The sequence below is a fragment of the Bacillus cereus group sp. BceL220 genome, from assembly GCF_051776965.1.
Taxonomy (GTDB): Bacteria; Bacillota; Bacilli; order Bacillales; family Bacillaceae_G; genus Bacillus_A; species Bacillus_A cereus.
Map to the genome: position 1 here is coordinate 1 of NZ_JBPWBC010000027.1, position 18441 is coordinate 18441.

Below are 18441 nucleotides of genomic sequence, written 5' to 3' on the forward strand. Positions count from 1 at the left end.
TACAATAAAGTATATTTATCTTTTCTTATCCTACATATTTTCTATGCAAATTAATTCCAATAACTAAAATTGATAATAAAAATATAATACTACCAATTACTAATGCACTCATAACAGAATTGAATAATATAGTATTAATACTTCTGCACCTACTACCTATTTTATTTATTGGATATTTATACTTCAAAAAAATTACACATTATTCACAATTAGGATACATACCCAAAATATGATTTGAATATGTTATTATATTTTAATATAATATAAAATCAGTTTTTCTATAAGAGAACTTAATTTTTATGTAGTACGAAATTGTTAGTAATACAGTATATATTTTAATTTAGTTATAAAAATGTTTAAAGACCACCTATTTCCATAAGTGATCTTTCTTTGTGATTCTACATTTATGAACTACTGTAGAAATATATCGTAGATACGCTTTGTTTGCTAAATGTTTAGTTCTTTCCATTTACTAAAAAATATAAATTCATACACTTAATATCATATTCTTTAAATTGCAAACTATTATTTTATCTTCTGTACAGGCAAACTACTAAAAATTAATTCAGCAACTTTTACATATCCTTTTGAGTTTGGATGAATTAAATCCTTAGACCAAAGCGTATTATCATTAACTAAATGATGATTCCAAAAATCAACATGATGAAGCTTATACTCTCTGCTCAGTGAATGTATAACTTCATTTGCCTCTAATAATTGTTCTTTTATTACTTGTTTTTTTTCAGAAGCAAAAGGAAGCCTAACTGTAAAATCTGGAAGGTTTGCTATAATAATATCAGCCCCTGCTTTACTTAATGTATCTATCATAAATTCCATATCGTTCTTATATGCATCGTGATTCCAACGTCCTTTTAAAACATCGTTTGCCCCTGCAATGAGACTAACCAAATCTGGATTAAAAGTTAGCGCTTTTTCCAATTGCTGCGAGCGAATTTCTTTAGTTACTAACCCACGCTTTGCAAAATTGGCATATTCTATATCGTTTTCACACAGTTGAACAAAATGATCTACCCAGCTTTTTAATGCAATTCCCTCAACTTCATCCCCTATCCCCTCTGTAAAACTATCACCAATTGCTACAAATCGCTTCCACATATGTATTCCCCCTTTATTATTAACCATATCTATACTATACAATAGCTCACACCGTAATTGTTATTTCTAAGTGGTTTTCGATTTCGATTATATTCCACTTTACTATATTTACATTTAGAATCCAAAATTGACCGATTCCTAAGTATACTTAGGAATCGGTCATATTCATATATTTACTAAAGAAATACAATCTATCTAGGAATTATACTTTTTTCAAAAAATTTGTTGTTCTTTGTTTTGCCCAGTTGATACATTTCTTTTCGATTAAATAATATGAAACTATAGAAAAAAGTAGTGTCATTGCAATGCAAAAAGTAAGAAGGAAAAAGATAGGTATCTTTGTATACAAAAGTTTAAATAGTACCATCATGATTGGAAAATGACATAAATAGATACTGTATGAAATTTCTCCTAAATATACAAATACACTCTTATTTAAAAATGCTTTTACTTTTAGGTTACTCATAGCCATTATAATAAATATACTAATCCCCATTACGACACCCCAATCTTTTAATAAGAAAGTTGTATCATTACGGGAAAAACCATAAATTAAAATGGAATATAAATAAAGAATAACCCCTAATGCAATAAGAAATCCTTTTTTAAATTTTTTCATATTCCTATATGAGTAGATAAGTTTTTCCTGATACTTAAAAAGTAACATTCCAATCATAAACATAGATGTAAAATGCAGTGTATCAGCATAACCATTATAAAATCCTTCAGCTTTCCCAATATGCAACATATTAAGAACAACACTAATTAATGAAAAGCTCAAAGCAAATAGTATCGTTTTCTTCCAATTCAGTTTATAAAAAAGAAGGAATAACAAAGGAAACACAATAGATATACGCATCTCTTGAGCCAATGACCAAATAACTGGATTATAATTTTCCGTAAAAAAGTTATTAAGAAGCACAAAGTGGTTTAGAATATCTAAGTTCGTTATAGACCCTTGCCACCTATCATAGAACCAATCCCGTAGCCCTACCACTTCATACGACGAAAATAAAATAAATAAAACAAAGGTAACGATTATCCAAAAATAATAAGGAATATAGATTCTTACAAATCTCTTAATTAAATATCCCCAATAATTTGTTTTTGAATGATAAAGTGCCATAGATAACACAAAACCACTTAGTACATAAAAAACGATAACAGCTTCCCCACCCGCCCATAAAAACCTAAGCGGGGAAAATTTAATAGAATTAGGCAACGATGGTAGCATTAAACAAAAATGTCCAAATACCACAGTAAGTGCCGCTAACCCTCGTATGGAATCTAATTCTTTTATTCTCTTACTCATAAAATGTTCTCCTTGTAAATTGTAAATTTTGCTGTTCATAAATGCCACTATAAGAATGTAGTGGGTGGATTGTACATATTGTTTCTTTAAATTCCTAATATAAGCAGTACAAAGTTAATTTGACCTCCATTTCTTTATATACATAATGTAAAACAAAATATTTAATACAAAGAAAAGATTTTATTAAATTTTTATAAAGTGAAACTTTAATCAGTGGAGGTTTTGTTCATCCTCCACTGATTATCAGCCCCCGCCAATCGGGCGTTTACGGGCAGCAGGGCCCCCACCTAACTTCCTTGCTTCCGCTGAATTTTGAGGTGGGGGTCTTACTGCCCGGCAAATAGCGGGATACAATCTAATTACAGAAATACGTACCGGATATTAATTTTTCATTGTCATTTGATGGAATAATGGGTGTTTTTTCATCATGTAACTTTATTAAACTAACCTTGCACCCGAATCCTTTAAATCGAAAGATTCATAATAAACACCATCCTTTCTGTATATTTCTACAAAAAGAATAGCGTTTTTGGGATATATGGATACAAATTTATTTTAGCTTGATAGAAATACAAAAAATTCCGAAGGACCCAATTTGAAAAGTAATACACTCTTTCATTCCAAACTATGCACATAAGAATCTATAATACTTTGAAACCTTTTGTTTCAGACTAATATTTAGTTGTATCCTATAAAATTAGCTTTTTACTATATCAATCGCACTATCCCACATACCACTAAAAAAAGATTCTGTTTTACGTATAAAACGTGTAAACCAATTTGCTTGTTCCACATCAGATTTTGTTACAAGATCTATTTGTAACGATTTACCTGATAAGAACCCCGGATCTGTATTATCTTTAGGCGAGATAATCATTTCACTAATTGTTACACCTTTTTTAATAGGCGCTTCTTGTTCTTTATTCAATACTTTAAATTCTTTTTTATAAACGTCTTTGTTGCTCTTCGGTATTGGAAGTGAAACAGCTTGCTTCGTTTGAACTACTACTTCTTTGTCTTTTGCATTTGCTACTCGCACTGTTTCATGCCCTTTTACTACTGAATCTTTTCTGTAGACATTCTTCACTTCAAAATTAGCAAATCCATAATCGTATAATTTCTTTGTTTCATCAAAACGTGCCGTATGAGATTTTGCTTTTATCACTACAGAAATTAGGCGCATACCGTTTCTTTCTACTGTACCAGTGAAACAATCTCCCGCCTCTGGAGTCGTTCCTGTTTTTAAACCATCTACACCTTCATATTGCTTAATTAAACCTTTTAACATCCAGTTAAAGTTCGCCATATCAATTGGATATTTACCACCCTCTTGGAATGTTTTTTTAGGAATTTTTGCTGTATTTAATATTTGGGGGAAATCTTGAATAAGACGTTGTGCTAAAATTGCACAATCTCTTGCAGACATTTTATTTTTCTCGTCTAGAGTTGTCCCTTCTGGATGATATCCTTTTAAATCGTGATTTGTTAAGCCTGTAGAGTTTACAAATTTATAATCTTTCATTCCAAACTCTTTCGACTTATCGTTCATCATTTTTACAAAGTTGACTTCTTTACCAGCAATCTCTTCAACTAAAGCAATTGTTGCACCGTTTGCAGAGTAAATTGCCATTGCCTCATATAACTCTTTTACCGTATAAGAGCCACCATTTTCTAATGGAACGTTTGATAATGAACGATCTTGCGAAATCTTATGTGCATATTCAGAGATTTTAACTTTTTGATCCCATTTAAGTTTTCCTTTATCCACCGCTTCATGAACTAAGTATTCGCTCATCATTTTTGTCATACTAGCAATTGCCAATGATTCATCTGCATTTTTTTCATATAAAATTTTCCCGGAATTTGCTTCTATTAAAATTGCTGATCCTGCTTCAACCTCTATAGCAGAAACTGTTTCCGCTGCTGCTCTTCCAAATGTAACGAACATGCTACAAAATAGTGTAAGCACTGTTACTATTGCAATAAATCTCTTGCAAAACATACCTTTCACTTCTGTTACCTCCAATATTTTTATACTCAAAAAAAGCGTTATTCTAACATAATCTCAAAAAATAGACAGTGTTCTCAAATTGTATATACATATAAGACATTAGAATCGCTTTCATATAGACCATCTCATCCGACACTTTTAGGTGCCCTAATACTTTGTATTCCCACACATATCACTATTTTTAATCCCCTTATATTTTTCAAAATGATTCGTACTTTCATATTTTTTAGGATTACAATTAATAGACAATCTAAATAATACATTTGTTCCACATTTACAAAAAATAAAGTGAAACTTTAATCAGTTGTGGTCTTACTGCCCGTTAATGCTTTATTAGCTATCAAGGATTTTAATTACTCAATTCAGCTATTTGCTAGACTTATATTAGAGATGAATTTTCTTTAGTCTAAACTATTAGTTTTTTGTAATAAAAAAACTACACCCTATACTGGATGTAGTTTTTCTAACTGATTTATTTATTTTTCACTTCATTTTTATAAAAAGCAAATAATGGTTCGATGGATAGACTAGATAACAGCGGAATTGCCTTCTCAATCAATTTCCTATCCCAATCAAACCAACGCATTTCCATTAACATGTTTATTTCTGTATCAGTGAATCGTTTCTTTATTTCCTTAGCAGGATTTCCACCAACTATTGTATACGGCGGAACATCTTTACTTACGACAGATCCTGCAGCAACAATTGCCCCTTCACCAATAGTAACGCCAGGCATTATTATAGCATTCATTCCAATCCAAGCATCACTTTTTATGACTGTATCACCCTTAGGTTCATATGATTGTTCAATTTGCTCAGCGAATGGATATACTGTAATCCATTCTGAGTGATGATTATGGTTACCACCCATTAAAATGACTACTCCACTTGCAATGCAAACATAATTCCCAATAATGAGTTTATCAAGATGCCATCCCATCTGTTCAATTGGATTGAAAAGTGCTTGAGACTTAGCATCCCCCCACAAATACCTTACACAGCCATCTTCAAAATTTTGATGACTATAATAGCCTGAATAATAGGAGTACTCTCCCACTTCAATGAGTGGATTTGTTACTATATCTTTTATATACTTTGTTTCTGACCAATGATTAAATAATGGATACTTCATAACTTTATTCCTCGCTTCTAAGTATTATATATTTTGCTATTTACTTAGAAGCTTACTACGACAGCTACATTTTTTAGCTTTCTCAAACGACGAATCATTATCTTCAAGCCTTTCTTTTATACTAAAAAAAGCATAACGCAATACATTACACTAGTCAAATTGTGTAATTTTGAACACATCTTAAACAGCGTAATACTGCAATAAGAACATGAAAACACTCTAACTTTGATCCAAATAATATATTGATTACATTCAGTTTATATTTTGTAAAAAAATTTTAATTGCCATGACAAAGCAAACAATAACCACTATTGGTCGTATTAATGCCGTCCCTTTTGTAAGCACCATCTTCGCCCCAATATATGATCCTATAATTTGACCAAGCATCATAATCAATCCAATTGTCCAATCGATTTGGCCAAAAATAATAAAATACAACAAAGCAGCGAAATTACTTGTAAAATTCAAAATCTTAGCATTTGCAGTTGCCCGTGTAGCACTATATCCACATAAGAGAATGAACGCTAAAGCAATCAAGCTACCTGTTCCAGGGCCGAAGAAACCATCATAAAATCCAAGTAACGGAGCCACTGTTAACGCAAACAACAACATACTTATTTTTCTCGGTCGATCTTCGTTTGCTATATTTGGAGATAATAGAAAATAAAGACCAATAATAATAAGTAAAAAAGGTAATATCATGATTAGATATTCTGCCCGTATCTGTAAAACAAGCCATCCACCGAAAACGGATCCCAAAAAGGTCATTAAGATGGACAAACGCATATCTTTGAGATTAATTTCTTTCTTCTTAATAAAAATCATTGTTGCCATGAGGGTTCCGCTACTCCCTTGTAGTTTATTAGTTGCTATCGCTACAGAAGGAGACATACCTACTAATAACATTATCGGGATAGTTATCATACCACCGCCCCCAGCAATTGTATCTATCCATCCTGCTAATACAGCTACTAAAAATAGTAGTATGAGTAATTCAATAGTAAAATCCATACAAAGAATAGGGGCAGGCTTGAGCTATTATAACCCAAACCTCCCCATCACCCCTCCTCTCTTTAAACTAGTTAATGATATCTGTAAAGTAACTTTCTTTCTGATCACGTAATCGGCTGGAAACGTACTGCCTGCAAACAATTCTTCTTCCGTACTTATTATCTCCAATCGGGATTTTATATTCTTCCTCAGATAACCTTTCCCTACCATGAGTTACATTTGTTTGTTTACCATAGTATGAATTTGGGATAATTAATAAATCTTCAGATGTAAGTGGAACCTTATAAGTAGGCGTTGTTCGTAAGAGTTCTAAAAACATGTCAAATTTCAATTTTTCTTCTTCACTTTCTCCCACATAAATCAATCTATTTTCTGCTCCATTCAAACAAGTTGCAATAATATCGCCATTATCATCCAAAAATATAATTTGGTTTATTTCCCCTACAAATCCAGATATTTCACCATCCGCCATTCCTGCGATATGAGCAATAGGCATTTTACTTATCGCCAATATATCATCTTTACTGAAGTCATTTTCTTCAAGATGCTTTTGAAGTAATTTTGGCGTTCCAATATGAGTTTGAGTTTTTAAATTTAACACTCCTTTTAATAAAAGAGCATCAACTCTAGTAAATTTTCCACAAGTAATTTCAGACACTATTCTTTCCACGGATTTATTGAGTCTATTTGATACAATTTCTAAATTCGTATTGAATGTTTTCAATCTTGCTTCAATATCTGATTGGTCTTTCATATCTGTATACACTGTGGCATCGTTATGTTGATAAAAGTTCCCACCACCGGTGCTTGCACCGACATTTCGCAAAACTTCATCGTTGTTCAAAGGGGAAATGAGGTGAAATCTATTTTTCCCTGCATGTTCGGATGGGTGAATTAAAGCATCATAATTAAAAAGTGTGGCGAAAAGCCATGTGACCCATTCTGCATAAAAATATTTTTTCATTCTATCGTCTTCGTCTTCACCATAATTAAAACCTTTGCGATTCTCCCCAGGTAATAGGGTTTCCATAGGATCACATGGAATATTTTTAATAAGAGTAGGTGGTACGTTCCCACCACAATTCGCTACTTTTATCATATGTAGTAGTTTTTTCATGTCTGAATTCGAAGTTTTCTTTAAATAATCAATCAAACAATTAAGCCACTCTCTTGAAAAGCTTGCAGCTATTTCTTGATCACAAGTATAAGGATTATGAGCTTTTAATTCATGGTCTATTAGATTCTTCATTTTATCCTTCAATACATTAGGAATGCTAATTTCTTCGATTTCTGTAATCTGCAGTGTTCCTTTATTCATTATAAAACCTCCGTTGTTTTATTTTTTCACACCATATCTTCTATTAAATGAACTACCTACTTCTTTTTTGCTCCTTTGCTTTTCTTCAAAGCTATTAGAACTACCAATTTACAAATAAAAAACGTGGAGTATAAGAGATTTCTTCTTAGTCACATTTCCCCCACGAATCTCCGTTAAATTGGCAAATTTAATTTGAAAATCTGATTCATTTTCATACTTTACTTTCAAACTATGTTTATATGATTTTCAATTCAAGTAAGAGTATTTCATTTTCTAAAGTTTTCCTGAGTTTAAAATCAGAATTTTCAAGATAAATATATTAACACTAAAAATATAACACGAAACCAAAAAATGTAAATAAATAGTTTTTTTATAAAAAATAGTCAGACTATTCATAAGGTAATTCGTATTTCATTGAACCAACTACGGCCTCTCAATTTTATTGATAACAATAAAAAGGTCCCCTAAATGGTGATAGAGGACCTTTTTCCAAGTATATTCTATTTTAAATTTCTTACTTACCTTTTATTTTAAAAGATATTGCTGTAACTTCTTTATTAACAGTTCCATCCCGTTTGGACTTACAATAATCTTCCCATTCGCTAACGAAATATTGCTGTCTGAAATATCCCCTGTAAGTACACAAGCTCTTGGTGATTGATATTTTCGTAAAATAATCTGGTCCTCTTCTATAAACATTTCAAGAGAATCTTTTTCTACAATTCCTAAACTCCGTCTTATTTCCATTGGAATAACAATACGCCCCATGCTATCTGCTTTACGAGTAATTCCTCTTGATTTCATAAAATGCCACCCTTTATATTTATCTAATATTACGGTATTTATTTTAGCAATAAATAACAATTAGGAATAGTTCGTATTACAGTACTTTTTTTAGGAATAAATACCAATTAGCAATAACTTATGTTAGAATTATTTCTTGTTTATTCTTGATTTTTAATATATTTATCCTTGATCATTTTTATATATTGTTTTCTTTCTGTTAATTCAAATATAAATAATGCCTTTTTTATGTATGTTAAACCAACTTCATTAGAGTGCTGAACTTTTAATAAAATTGCACCTTTTTCAAAAAACAATTCACCTAATAAGTATAAAGTATTCATATTTATAGCTAATTTTATGCCTATTTCACTATACTTTATTGCTTCTTCATATTGATTTGCAAGGTGTAAACATTTTGTTAACGTATGAATGAGTCTTAATTTGATTTCTTTTTCTCTAGGGAATTCTATCTTATTAAAATTAATTAAACTTTGTTTTAATATATTTATGCTTTTCTCATAGTCTTCATTTTCTGCATGTATTATAGCAATTGAATTCATTATGCTTATTTCTTTTTCTGATAAAAAGTTACTACTACTTAAGGTTTGTTTTAGTGCTCTATTTAAAATGTCAAAAGCATTAATTGTTGCTCCATTTACATAATATATAGCAATCGCTTCATGCCATAATAGAAATTGTTTATCTTCTTTTGATTGGAAATTATTTTCGTTTTTCTCTTTTTTCACTATTTCGTAAAGCTCATTATATTCTTTTTGTTTCACACAATCTCTCATTACACATTTTACATTTTCAATATATTTTATTTTTTTGTTTTTCGTTAGCGCAAATATATAATTTGGATCAATACCAAGTCTTTCAGATAATTGATACAACAATATGCTAGATGGATAAATAATACCTTTTTCTATCTTACTAATTTGGCTTTGTGAACATATTCCATGACATAATTCAGATTGTGACATGTTTTTTTTCTTTCTAAGTTCTTTAATAATAATACCAAGATTGTAGAATTCCATCTTTCCTCCCTCAAATGTAACACTTTATGAGTATAAGAATATTTTCCAACTTTTAATGTAATGTAAAATTAATATAGTTACAATTACTAATTATATGGATTTATAGTTTCTTTTACAAACTTGTATCACAATACGAGAAATTATTAAAATATGGTTCACTAATAATCAATGGGAGTTTTATTCATCATCACTGATTATTAGTCCACTCCAGATAGGCTTTTACAGGGAGTCCGACTTCTTTGCCACATCTAAATTTTGAGGTGGGAGTCTTACTACCCGCAAATAGCCAGATTAAAATAAATATGGTTTTTCACCTTTATTTCTTTTAATAGTTTCTTTTGATTTTTATATAGATAATTTCGAAGGAGCGTATTTTATGAAAAGAATGTTGACCGAAAGAGAGTTAGAAGTGGCTATTTATGTAGCAAAAGGATTTACAGATGTAGAAATTTCAAAAAAAATATATGTTACCCCTCGAAGAATTTCAACGATAATTAATCATATTAAAGAAAAATGGCATATTAATTCTAGAGTGGAATTAGGTATTTTAGTTTATCATTATGGTTTTATAGATGCACCCTTATTTTCAAATAAAGAAAATCATTTATTCGAAAAGGTTGCACAATAATTGGCCAAGTATAATGTGTTCATTTACAAATAAAAACAGAAAAGTCGCTGAACTTTTATTATTTAAGATAATTCTGAAGGTGATGGGCATGTATGGATTGCTAAAAGAAAAAATATAGATTGTATTTAGATATTTTAGTAAGAATGATTGTACCAGAAACTTTTAAAACCCCAATAATAGAGGACTCTTTGGATGTTTTATTGAAGGGATTCAAACGACTTTTAAAAGGTAAAAACATACCTTTAGACAATGTTTCTTCTTCAACAGCAAGTATAGCTTTTAATGTAGAAAATCCATCCATTTTGATTAAGCTTTTTTCAAAAAGGGTGGGTTTCTTCAGTTTATAGGAAAGGTATACTTAACTCATAAAAATTACAATAAAATAGGTAAAAATGCCATCGCATCTTTACCTATCCTATAGATAAACAGGTTTTCATAAGAAATAGAAAACTCCACTGAACACTATAAATATATTATTTTAAATTAATTGGTTGTTGTTGAGTAATACAATGTATCATACCACCATTTTTATAAAGCTCTCTTACATCAATCCCCACAACTTTACGATCAGGATAAAGTTTTTGAATCATCTCATTTGCTATTTTATCATTAGGATCATTATAGTTAGGAACTAAGATAACTTGATTCGCTATATAATAATTAATATATGAACCTTTATAATCAAGCTGCTTCCCATTTTCTAATGTAACATTATTCTTGCTTAGCGGCAGATATACATACTTGTACTTATTCCCCTCAGCATCTTTTGCCTGCAACAACTTGTTAATATCTTTATCAGACGTTCCCCATTCAGCTAAATCTTTTTTGTTTAATGTTATAATAGTAGATTTATCGTGGAATTTTGCAAATCCATCAATATGAAAATCAGTAATATCTAAGTTAGGTACTCCATCTAACCAAATAAAATTTGTTACCCCAAGGTCACTAATATATTTTTCAATATCTTTTTCTGACAATTTTGCATTTCTATTTTTATTCGTTACAGCACTTCTAGTTAGTAAAGCAGTTCCATTACAATCTAATTCAATTGCGCCACCTTCAAGAACAAATTTATTCCAATCAATTCTTTCAATTCCTAACTGTTTACTAAGATTCTCACGAAGACGAGCATCTTTCTTATATGGTGTTTTCTTTCCCCATCCGTTAAATCCTGGGTCTAATATCTTTAGATTTTTGTCATTATCATAAACAAAAATTGGTCCAGTATCTCTCGCCCATACATCGTCAGTAGGTGCGATAAAGAAATCAATTTTCTCCATATTTACCCCGTGATCTATTAAAACCTCAGTAATTCTTTCTTTTTCTTCTTGATCATATGCAACAATATGAACTTTTTCGCCTTTACTTAAAGCATTTGTCATTTGAATCCAAATTGGCTCTACTTCTTGCTGATATTTTTGCCCATATGTAAATTCATGAGGCCATTGTAGCCATGTTCCTTCATGTTTGTTTTTTTCATCTGGCATTGTATACTTTCCTATTTGTTTTCGCACCTCTACTTTCTTCATATCTTTTCTTTGCGTTTTTTCAATTTCCTTCGCCTGAACTTTCTCAATCCCCTTCCCTAGAGCATAACCACTGAAAATAGATGTGGTTAGTATAGCACTCATACACAAATTCGTTATTTTTTTCATTTCTTAACCTCCTTTTCTGTCTTACTGTAAACCTTTACATAGTGTGAAGGTCAAGCTTTTCCATTTGAATTATTTAAATATTTTAAATGGAAAGTGTAATTTGAATCGAACTTTATACAAAACAAGTAAGAATCAACTATTTCTACTATAATCATCATTTTTTCATAAAATCTTACACTCTTTTCTTTTGTTATCCTTTTTATACTATGTACTGTATTATTTTCGAAAATAATACAGTACATGAAATTTCATATTAAATACATATTCGTTCATTTATTAATTTGTTTATTCAGTTTATATTTAACTATTCAAAAGCAGTTGCAATTCTCTCTTTCATTTTCTGTAATACTTCACTGCTCAATACTTTTTGACCAGTAGGAAGTTTTAATATGGCAGCGGCACCTTTACTAAGGTATATTTCTTGATCATTATTTTGATTTACTACCAATATTCCTTGCCCTTCAAATTCGAAATAACTAATATCTTTTGTTTCATTTGTATTATTCTTTATTGCTGTATATAATCCATATAAATCTTTACTTCTATTTTCTCCGCCCGTTCGAATCGGTTCAATATCATTCGCAACAATTAGTCCTTCTGGCTGCTCACCCTTCATAATAAACCACAGCTTTTCATTTGTTGGTAATAGTAAATTCTTAAATTCAGAGCTATTTAAAATTTGCTGTGCTGGAATTGTTGCATAGATTGGTAACGAAAATGGAGATGTTGTTATTTTTTCAAAACTTAAATTTTCAGAAGAACTTCCCTTACTATATTGATAATCTTTTAATGCGATTGATTGTACTGATTCACTTTTATTTTTTGATGCATAACTAATTTTACTAGCGAAAATAATAACGGTCATTAAGCACATGCACGGTATCACAAGCTTAAGTAGTTTTCCCATTTATGAACCCCCGCTTTTAATATTATTAGTTTGCATGGATATTATAAACAGTTTCACTCCACCAAAAATTATTATTGTTATGGAACGTACTGAAATTATGATTATAATGATCACCATACCAAGGGTCCATGTACGTTATATAATCTGTTCCATTTGTCCCTTTATAAAATCCATCAAGTACTAGAAAGTGTCCGATGTTAGCTCCATTTTGCCACATAATGAGTGCAATCATCGGCTGATTACTATTAATTTGACTTTTGAACCAATCATATGATTTTGCTCCAGTACTTATAGCTGAGCTAACACCATATCCTGATAATCCATATTGTATTTCACGTGAAGTTGCAGGATTATTATATGATCCACCCTTAACATACCTAACGTACTGATCTTGTGAAGGAGTTTTCCCAAAATAATTTAAAACTGAAACCGAAGTGCCTGCCCAACACCAATTTGATCTTTCTTGTAATATGTTAGGTACAGATAATTTACGATCTATTGATGTATTTGGAGGATTTCCATTAATATACGCTGACGTTACATATACTTTTTTTCCATCTTTAAAATAATAAAACCAACGATTATCTAAATTTCCTGTCCAGTAATCTTTAACCGCTTCACCATACTCCCATCCTTTAAAAGATACTGTTGTATTTCCGGGAATCACATCTACAATATTTGCATTCAAACTTTTTGCCTCTCTAACATTTACATTCAATGGAGCTGTTGTTCCTGTAAATTCAACTTCCTCTGCTATTATTTTCTGAACACCAATAAAACTAAATGTGAAGAACAATAAAAACATACAAACAATAAAATGCTTTCTTCCCTTCATTTCTCCACCCCTTCATCAGTACTAAAAAACATCAACAATTCATCCTTATTAATTGTTCAAGCTTAATATTACATACTAACGAAAAATGACTTCTCATAAAGTGAAACTTTGATCAGTAGTGGTTTTATTCATCCCCCACTGATTGTTAGTTAAACCAATCGGGCTGCTCTGCAAATAGCGGGATAAATTCCAATACAAAAAAGGAGCCTATAAATTTTTATAGGCTCCTTTTTATTTCGTCGTTATTACTTAGCTAATTCTTTTGTACCCTTCATTACATCAATGAAGAATCCCCAGTTATTCACTACAGAAGAGATACTGATATGTTCATCTGGAGTGTGGACGTTAAAAATGTCTGGTCCGAATGAAATTGCATCTAATTCAGGCATTTTTTGAACGAATGCGCTACACTCAATCCCCGCATGCACAGCGAAGATTTCAATTTCTTTATTGTATTTTTCTTGATGCACTTTTTCAAATAAATTACGAATTTGTGAGTTTGGATTGTATGGCCATTCTGGATACTCTGACTCTATTTCAAATGTAGCACCAACTAATTCAGCAATATATTTGATTTCTTCTGCAACATGTTGTTTTAAACTACTTACAGAACTTCGCACTTCGTTACGTAATTTAATTTCATCTTGCAACGTTTCAATAACGCCTAAATTTGTTGAGCTTTCTACAAGACCTTTAATATCCATGCTCATACTTTGAATGCCATTTGGAATTAAGAATAATGATGAAATAAGCTGCTTTTGTGTCTCTTTAGCAAATACTTTTTCAACTTTTTCATCCAATTTTGTCAGTGTAACATGAACATCTGGATCAACAGCACGCATTTCTTCTTGTAATACACGTGTCCATGATTCTAGTTTTTCTTCTACTTGTCCTACATCTTCTGTACGAATTAAAAGTGTAGCTACACTTTCACGCGGAATTGCATTCGTTTTTAATCCGCCGTGAACTTCACTTATGTTAAACTCCGTATGTGCTGATAAATCACGTAATACTCGTCCTAATACTTTGTTCGCATTACCACGTTGTTTATCAATTTCCATACCAGAATGTCCGCCTTTTAGACCACCAACATATAGACGGTATGCATCCATATTCGCTGGCGTTTCATCCCAAATTACGGGAATTGTTTCAACAGCTTTCGCACCACCTGCACTACTTACAAGTAATTTATGATCTTCTTCAGAATCAATATTTATAAATATCTTTCCTTCAAAATGATTTGGATCAATAGCAAAAGCCCCGCCCATTGTCGTTTCTTCTTCAGTAGTGATAACGACTTCAAGTGCTGGATGCGTAATTTCTTTTGAATCTAATAAAGCTAATGCATACGCAACTGCAATACCATTATCAGCACCTAAAGTTGTTTGATTTGCATATAACATATCCCCAATGATTCTTAATTCAATTGGATCTTTTTCAAAATCATGTGCTGTTGCTTGATTTTTTTCGCAAACCATATCCATATGACCTTGAATAATAATAGCTGGTACATTTTCATAACCAGCTGTTGCTTCTTTTTTAATAATGACATTTAATGCTTCATCTTGAATGACTTCTAAGTTACGCTCTTTTGCAAAGCCCACTAAATAATCACTAATTTCCTTTTCATTACCTGATCCTCTAGGAATCTTTGAAATTTCTGCAAAATGATAAAATACAGGGTGCTTTGTTAATTGTTCTAAAGTAGAATACATTTTTCAAGCTCCTTTCAAAATGAAAAAATAGTATGTAAGTCTTTTATCATTATACCATGATTCATTATTTTACCTTTCTTTTAACTTTTATTGTTCATTTTATGTAAAACACTCTTACAACATTGTAAGGGCATTGTAATCTATATCGATTTTTCTCATTTAATAATAGCCGTATACTTTTTAAAGAAACACATTAAAGGAGATAAAGAAAATGAAAAAGTTTTTAGCAATTATTACACTATGTTTATTATTTTCTAGTTTTACTATTGGCTGTGAGAGAGCGTCACTAAATAGAATTGGTAAAGATGTATATTACATGCAGATAAAAGGCGAAGGAACTATCGAAAAGGTAGATGGTAGAAACTTACGAAACTATACGCTGCCCGCATATGATGAAGATGGCGTCAAAAAACAAATTACATTTAGAAGTACAAAAAAAGAAAACAATCATAAATTAAATGCAGACGCGTTTTTACGCCTTTATGTAGATCAAGATGATAATAATAAAAATGAAATATCATCAATTGAAGTAAAGTCCTATGAAGAGATTCAGAAAGCAGATTTGCCTGAAAAAATAAGAGAAAAGTTTACTATTAAATAAAAAAAAAGAAAATGCTCTATGCATTTTCTTTTGTTCTTTTCACCTGTATATATTTTGAACTACTATTATTCATCAGTTTCTCTAACCGATTTATATTCTCCGTTAATGCACCTTTCACAAGAGAGAAATCTGTATTTGATTCTTCTTTTTTTTCTTTAAAAAACGAAGACTTTTGCACATTGACTTCAGCCATCTCTTCTCCCCCTTTTCAAAAAGATACAACCTTTTATTTATATTATATAGCAAATGTAGAAAGAGTGTACACTTATGATTTTCTTTTTAATTCTTCTTCTAATTCTTCTACTTGCTGCAACGTATCCCCTTTTATTAAAGAGAAATCTGTTGTACCTTCAACTCCTATCTCGCATTATCTCTTTTTTATTTTTGTTAATTATCATAAAATTAACAACATTAATCTACTACTACTTAATAATATTTGATATTATTAAGTAGTAAATTAATGGAATTATCATCTAATATATTTTTGGTTAAAATAATTTTTCATACAAGGAGGTTAACCATATTGAATATTATCGTGACTCCAGAATTATTAGAATGTTCAGCCGAAAAATTCAAAAGTGCTCAAGAACAAGCACAAGTACAATTTACCAACCTTCGAAAAGATATCTCATATCTTGAATCAATTTGGTATGGTTCTACCAAAGAAAAGTTTTATTATGATTTTCAACAATCTAGCCAAGTAATGAATAAATATATTCATTACCTTCAGCAGATTGAAACTCAACTAAAAAGGGCAGCCGAAAAATTCAGAAAAGTAGATGATGAAACAGGAGCTGAGTTATCCACAAATAATGGGAGTTTACTCGATTCTCTCAAAAAGGGATTGATGACCGCATTATCTCCCACCGTTAAATTAGGTATAATGGCAGGTGTATTAAATGTTATTCCAAACAAAAAAAGAAATGATTTAGTAGATATCGTCACTCGTAAATGGGTTAATGGTAAGGCGGGAGAATTATGGAATAAATTAATTCCCTTGAAAGACTTTTCAACATTAGAAAAAACCGCTGCATCATTAGGAAAATTAGATAAATCTCTTCCTAAAAATAGTATTAAAGAATCTAATATTTCTAAGCATATTATAAAAAATATGAAACCCTTTGGTATAGCTTCCATTACCCTTACTACATTAGGTGAAGTAAATTCATTAACATCAGCCATACAAAGTGATTTTAAAAAATATGATGGCTCTCAAGCTGGTGTTAATATTGCTATGGATACAGTTTATTCTACAGGAAAGGTAGTTGGAAATTTAGCTTCAACTTATGCAGGTGGAGTAGCGGGTGCTGAAGCGGGTGCATTAGCTGGCTCATTCATTTTCCCTCCAGTTGGTACAGCTGTTGGTGCAATTGCAGGTGGCATTATTGGTTCTACTGTAGGTGGCACCGCATTCAATGAATTGGCAGATAAATTTGTACCTCGTCAAAAGTTTAAAGAGAGTATTTCAAGTTTTACAGATAGCTTCACTAATTTTTTAAAATAAATTAAAAATCAATTGAAGAAATGAGGTAAAAAAAGTCTCTAATTAGACTTTTTATGAGCTATGAATAAAAAACAAATTGTTTCCATAGAGGAATTAGCATTTCTAATGAACTCTATAGAAAATCAACCTTATGCAAAAGAATTACTAAGTCTTATCTATGATGAACTAGAGAAAGCAGATGTCGAAAAAATATTATTAACTGCAGCGCATTCCCTATTTGCTAGAGGATTATTAAACTTTAATCAACAAACTAAAGAAATGCAATTACAACCGGGTATAAAGAAATTATTCAGCACTATGTGTAATCCGCACCTTTCATTATTACTTCAAAAAGTCGATTTTACAAACGAAACAACGATTACTGCTAACATTTATATTGATAACACTTCAAACGTTACATATCAGAGTTTAGATGGTATTATACATGAAATCGAAGGGATTTCAGACGATAGATTATTTTTAGAATCTAAAAATTTATTACAGCTAGGATTTCAAGAAGAGGAAAAAGAAAGTAACATTGTAGGAACTCTCCCAAACCACATCGTACAAAATATCGAAAAGTTATTCCCATTGTCTATTCAAGAAGGGAAAACAATGTTAATCGAGAATGGATTTAATTCCTTATATGCTGAAAATTTTATAAGGGATTTAAAAACAACGCAGTCGATTTACACTATTATGCGTCTAGATACAACAGAAAAGAATGAGGTTATTTCTGACAATGGATTCTTTGTTATTGAATCACCAAACACTCAATGGCTATTAACTCAAAATATAATAAATGATTCCTTTGATATAACCTATTTAACCAAAAATCTTTTCGAAAATGAAATAGCAAAACTAATAAAACATTAATCCTCTAAGACGGGAGTA

Annotated in this window: 17 protein-coding genes; 4 read left to right on the forward strand and 13 right to left on the reverse strand. The window is 30.8% G+C overall.

Annotation, left to right across the window (positions count from 1 at the left end):
* Window positions 1-525: 525 nt before the first annotated feature.
* From ACS2FK_RS29195 to ACS2FK_RS29230, 8 genes are all read right to left on the reverse strand, one after another.
* Window positions 526-1116 carry an SGNH/GDSL hydrolase family protein gene (locus ACS2FK_RS29195; RefSeq protein WP_000265883.1) on the reverse strand — a complete coding sequence of 197 codons (591 nt, stop codon included), beginning with the start codon at window positions 1114-1116 and terminating at the stop codon, window positions 526-528.
* Between the two features lie 202 nt (window positions 1117-1318).
* Entirely contained in the window at window positions 1319-2467 is a 1149-nt protein-coding gene (locus tag ACS2FK_RS29200) for an acyltransferase family protein (RefSeq protein WP_080469796.1), read from the reverse strand.
* A gap of 658 nt (window positions 2468-3125) precedes the next feature.
* Window positions 3126-4439 carry a D-alanyl-D-alanine carboxypeptidase family protein gene (locus ACS2FK_RS29205; RefSeq protein WP_063547295.1) on the reverse strand — a complete coding sequence of 438 codons (1314 nt, stop codon included), beginning with the start codon at window positions 4437-4439 and terminating at the stop codon, window positions 3126-3128.
* A 472-nt stretch (window positions 4440-4911) separates the two neighbouring features.
* On the reverse strand, window positions 4912-5571 hold the full coding sequence (locus ACS2FK_RS29210; RefSeq protein ID WP_063547294.1) for a CatB-related O-acetyltransferase: 660 nt from the start codon (window positions 5569-5571) through the stop codon (window positions 4912-4914).
* Between the two features lie 252 nt (window positions 5572-5823).
* Window positions 5824-6582 (reverse strand): TSUP family transporter, encoded by a 759-nt coding sequence (locus ACS2FK_RS29215; protein ID WP_029442323.1) that lies wholly within the window; start codon window positions 6580-6582, stop codon window positions 5824-5826.
* Between the two features lie 67 nt (window positions 6583-6649).
* Complete coding sequence (locus tag ACS2FK_RS29220; protein ID WP_063547293.1) at window positions 6650-7900, reverse strand: hypothetical protein; 1251 nt, start codon at window positions 7898-7900, stop codon at window positions 6650-6652.
* A gap of 525 nt (window positions 7901-8425) precedes the next feature.
* Window positions 8426-8704 (reverse strand): AbrB/MazE/SpoVT family DNA-binding domain-containing protein, encoded by a 279-nt coding sequence (locus tag ACS2FK_RS29225; protein ID WP_063547292.1) that lies wholly within the window; start codon window positions 8702-8704, stop codon window positions 8426-8428.
* A gap of 140 nt (window positions 8705-8844) precedes the next feature.
* Entirely contained in the window at window positions 8845-9723 is an 879-nt protein-coding gene (locus ACS2FK_RS29230) for a helix-turn-helix domain-containing protein (RefSeq protein WP_000397972.1), read from the reverse strand.
* 376 nt (window positions 9724-10099) lie between these two features.
* Between ACS2FK_RS29230 and ACS2FK_RS29235 the strand changes: the two genes are divergently transcribed.
* Entirely contained in the window at window positions 10100-10351 is a 252-nt protein-coding gene (locus tag ACS2FK_RS29235; RefSeq protein ID WP_000827555.1) for a response regulator transcription factor, read from the forward strand.
* A 473-nt stretch (window positions 10352-10824) separates the two neighbouring features.
* Here the strand turns inward: ACS2FK_RS29235 and ACS2FK_RS29240 are convergent, their stop codons facing one another.
* The 4 genes from ACS2FK_RS29240 to pepD form a co-directional block, all read right to left on the reverse strand.
* Window positions 10825-12006: an agmatine deiminase family protein gene (locus ACS2FK_RS29240; protein ID WP_063547291.1), complete on the reverse strand. Its 1182-nt coding sequence runs from the start codon at window positions 12004-12006 to the stop codon at window positions 10825-10827.
* A gap of 304 nt (window positions 12007-12310) precedes the next feature.
* Window positions 12311-12913, reverse strand: coding sequence for a hypothetical protein (locus ACS2FK_RS29245; RefSeq protein ID WP_063547290.1), 603 nt, complete (start codon window positions 12911-12913; stop codon window positions 12311-12313).
* Between the two features lie 25 nt (window positions 12914-12938).
* Window positions 12939-13748, reverse strand: coding sequence for a papain-like cysteine protease family protein (locus ACS2FK_RS29250; RefSeq protein WP_063547289.1), 810 nt, complete (start codon window positions 13746-13748; stop codon window positions 12939-12941).
* A 245-nt stretch (window positions 13749-13993) separates the two neighbouring features.
* Entirely contained in the window at window positions 13994-15463 is a 1470-nt protein-coding gene (gene pepD / locus ACS2FK_RS29255; protein ID WP_063547288.1) for a beta-Ala-His dipeptidase, read from the reverse strand.
* Window positions 15464-15674: 211 nt separating this feature from the next.
* Between pepD and ACS2FK_RS29260 the strand changes: the two genes are divergently transcribed.
* Complete coding sequence (locus ACS2FK_RS29260) at window positions 15675-16064, forward strand: YxeA family protein (protein WP_000713869.1); 390 nt, start codon at window positions 15675-15677, stop codon at window positions 16062-16064.
* 16 nt (window positions 16065-16080) lie between these two features.
* On the opposite strand, the gene spoIISB is transcribed toward ACS2FK_RS29260, so the two are convergent.
* A complete protein-coding gene (spoIISB, locus tag ACS2FK_RS29265; protein WP_000852629.1) occupies window positions 16081-16257 on the reverse strand; it encodes a stage II sporulation protein SB in 177 nt (58 codons plus the stop codon).
* A gap of 330 nt (window positions 16258-16587) precedes the next feature.
* On the opposite strand from spoIISB, the gene ACS2FK_RS29270 reads away from it, so the two are divergent.
* Complete coding sequence (locus ACS2FK_RS29270) at window positions 16588-17568, forward strand: WXG100 family type VII secretion target (protein WP_063547287.1); 981 nt, start codon at window positions 16588-16590, stop codon at window positions 17566-17568.
* 60 nt (window positions 17569-17628) lie between these two features.
* Window positions 17629-18423, forward strand: a complete 795-nt coding sequence (locus tag ACS2FK_RS29275; protein WP_176328690.1) for a hypothetical protein — start codon at window positions 17629-17631, stop codon at window positions 18421-18423.
* Window positions 18424-18441 lie beyond the last annotated feature (18 nt).

Bases quoted from the DNA above. Each gene is read 5' to 3' on its own strand.
- ACS2FK_RS29195 (WP_000265883.1), bottom strand. From the start codon at position 1,116: ATGTGGAAGCGATTTGTAGCAATTGGTGATAGTTTTACAGAGGGGATA.
- ACS2FK_RS29200 (WP_080469796.1), bottom strand. From the start codon at position 2,467: ATGAACAGCAAAATTTACAATTTACAAGGAGAACATTTTATGAGTAAG.
- ACS2FK_RS29210 (WP_063547294.1), bottom strand. From the start codon at position 5,571: ATGAAGTATCCATTATTTAATCATTGGTCAGAAACAAAGTATATAAAA.
- ACS2FK_RS29215 (WP_029442323.1), bottom strand. From the start codon at position 6,582: ATGGATTTTACTATTGAATTACTCATACTACTATTTTTAGTAGCTGTA.
- ACS2FK_RS29220 (WP_063547293.1), bottom strand. From the start codon at position 7,900: ATGAATAAAGGAACACTGCAGATTACAGAAATCGAAGAAATTAGCATT.
- ACS2FK_RS29225 (WP_063547292.1), bottom strand. From the start codon at position 8,704: ATGAAATCAAGAGGAATTACTCGTAAAGCAGATAGCATGGGGCGTATT.
- ACS2FK_RS29230 (WP_000397972.1), bottom strand. From the start codon at position 9,723: ATGGAATTCTACAATCTTGGTATTATTATTAAAGAACTTAGAAAGAAA.
- ACS2FK_RS29235 (WP_000827555.1), top strand. From the start codon at position 10,100: ATGAAAAGAATGTTGACCGAAAGAGAGTTAGAAGTGGCTATTTATGTA.
- ACS2FK_RS29240 (WP_063547291.1), bottom strand. From the start codon at position 12,006: ATGAAAAAAATAACGAATTTGTGTATGAGTGCTATACTAACCACATCT.
- ACS2FK_RS29245 (WP_063547290.1), bottom strand. From the start codon at position 12,913: ATGGGAAAACTACTTAAGCTTGTGATACCGTGCATGTGCTTAATGACC.
- ACS2FK_RS29250 (WP_063547289.1), bottom strand. From the start codon at position 13,748: ATGAAGGGAAGAAAGCATTTTATTGTTTGTATGTTTTTATTGTTCTTC.
- pepD (WP_063547288.1), bottom strand. From the start codon at position 15,463: ATGTATTCTACTTTAGAACAATTAACAAAGCACCCTGTATTTTATCAT.
- ACS2FK_RS29260 (WP_000713869.1), top strand. From the start codon at position 15,675: ATGAAAAAGTTTTTAGCAATTATTACACTATGTTTATTATTTTCTAGT.
- spoIISB (WP_000852629.1), bottom strand. From the start codon at position 16,257: ATGGCTGAAGTCAATGTGCAAAAGTCTTCGTTTTTTAAAGAAAAAAAA.
- ACS2FK_RS29275 (WP_176328690.1), top strand. From the start codon at position 17,629: ATGAATAAAAAACAAATTGTTTCCATAGAGGAATTAGCATTTCTAATG.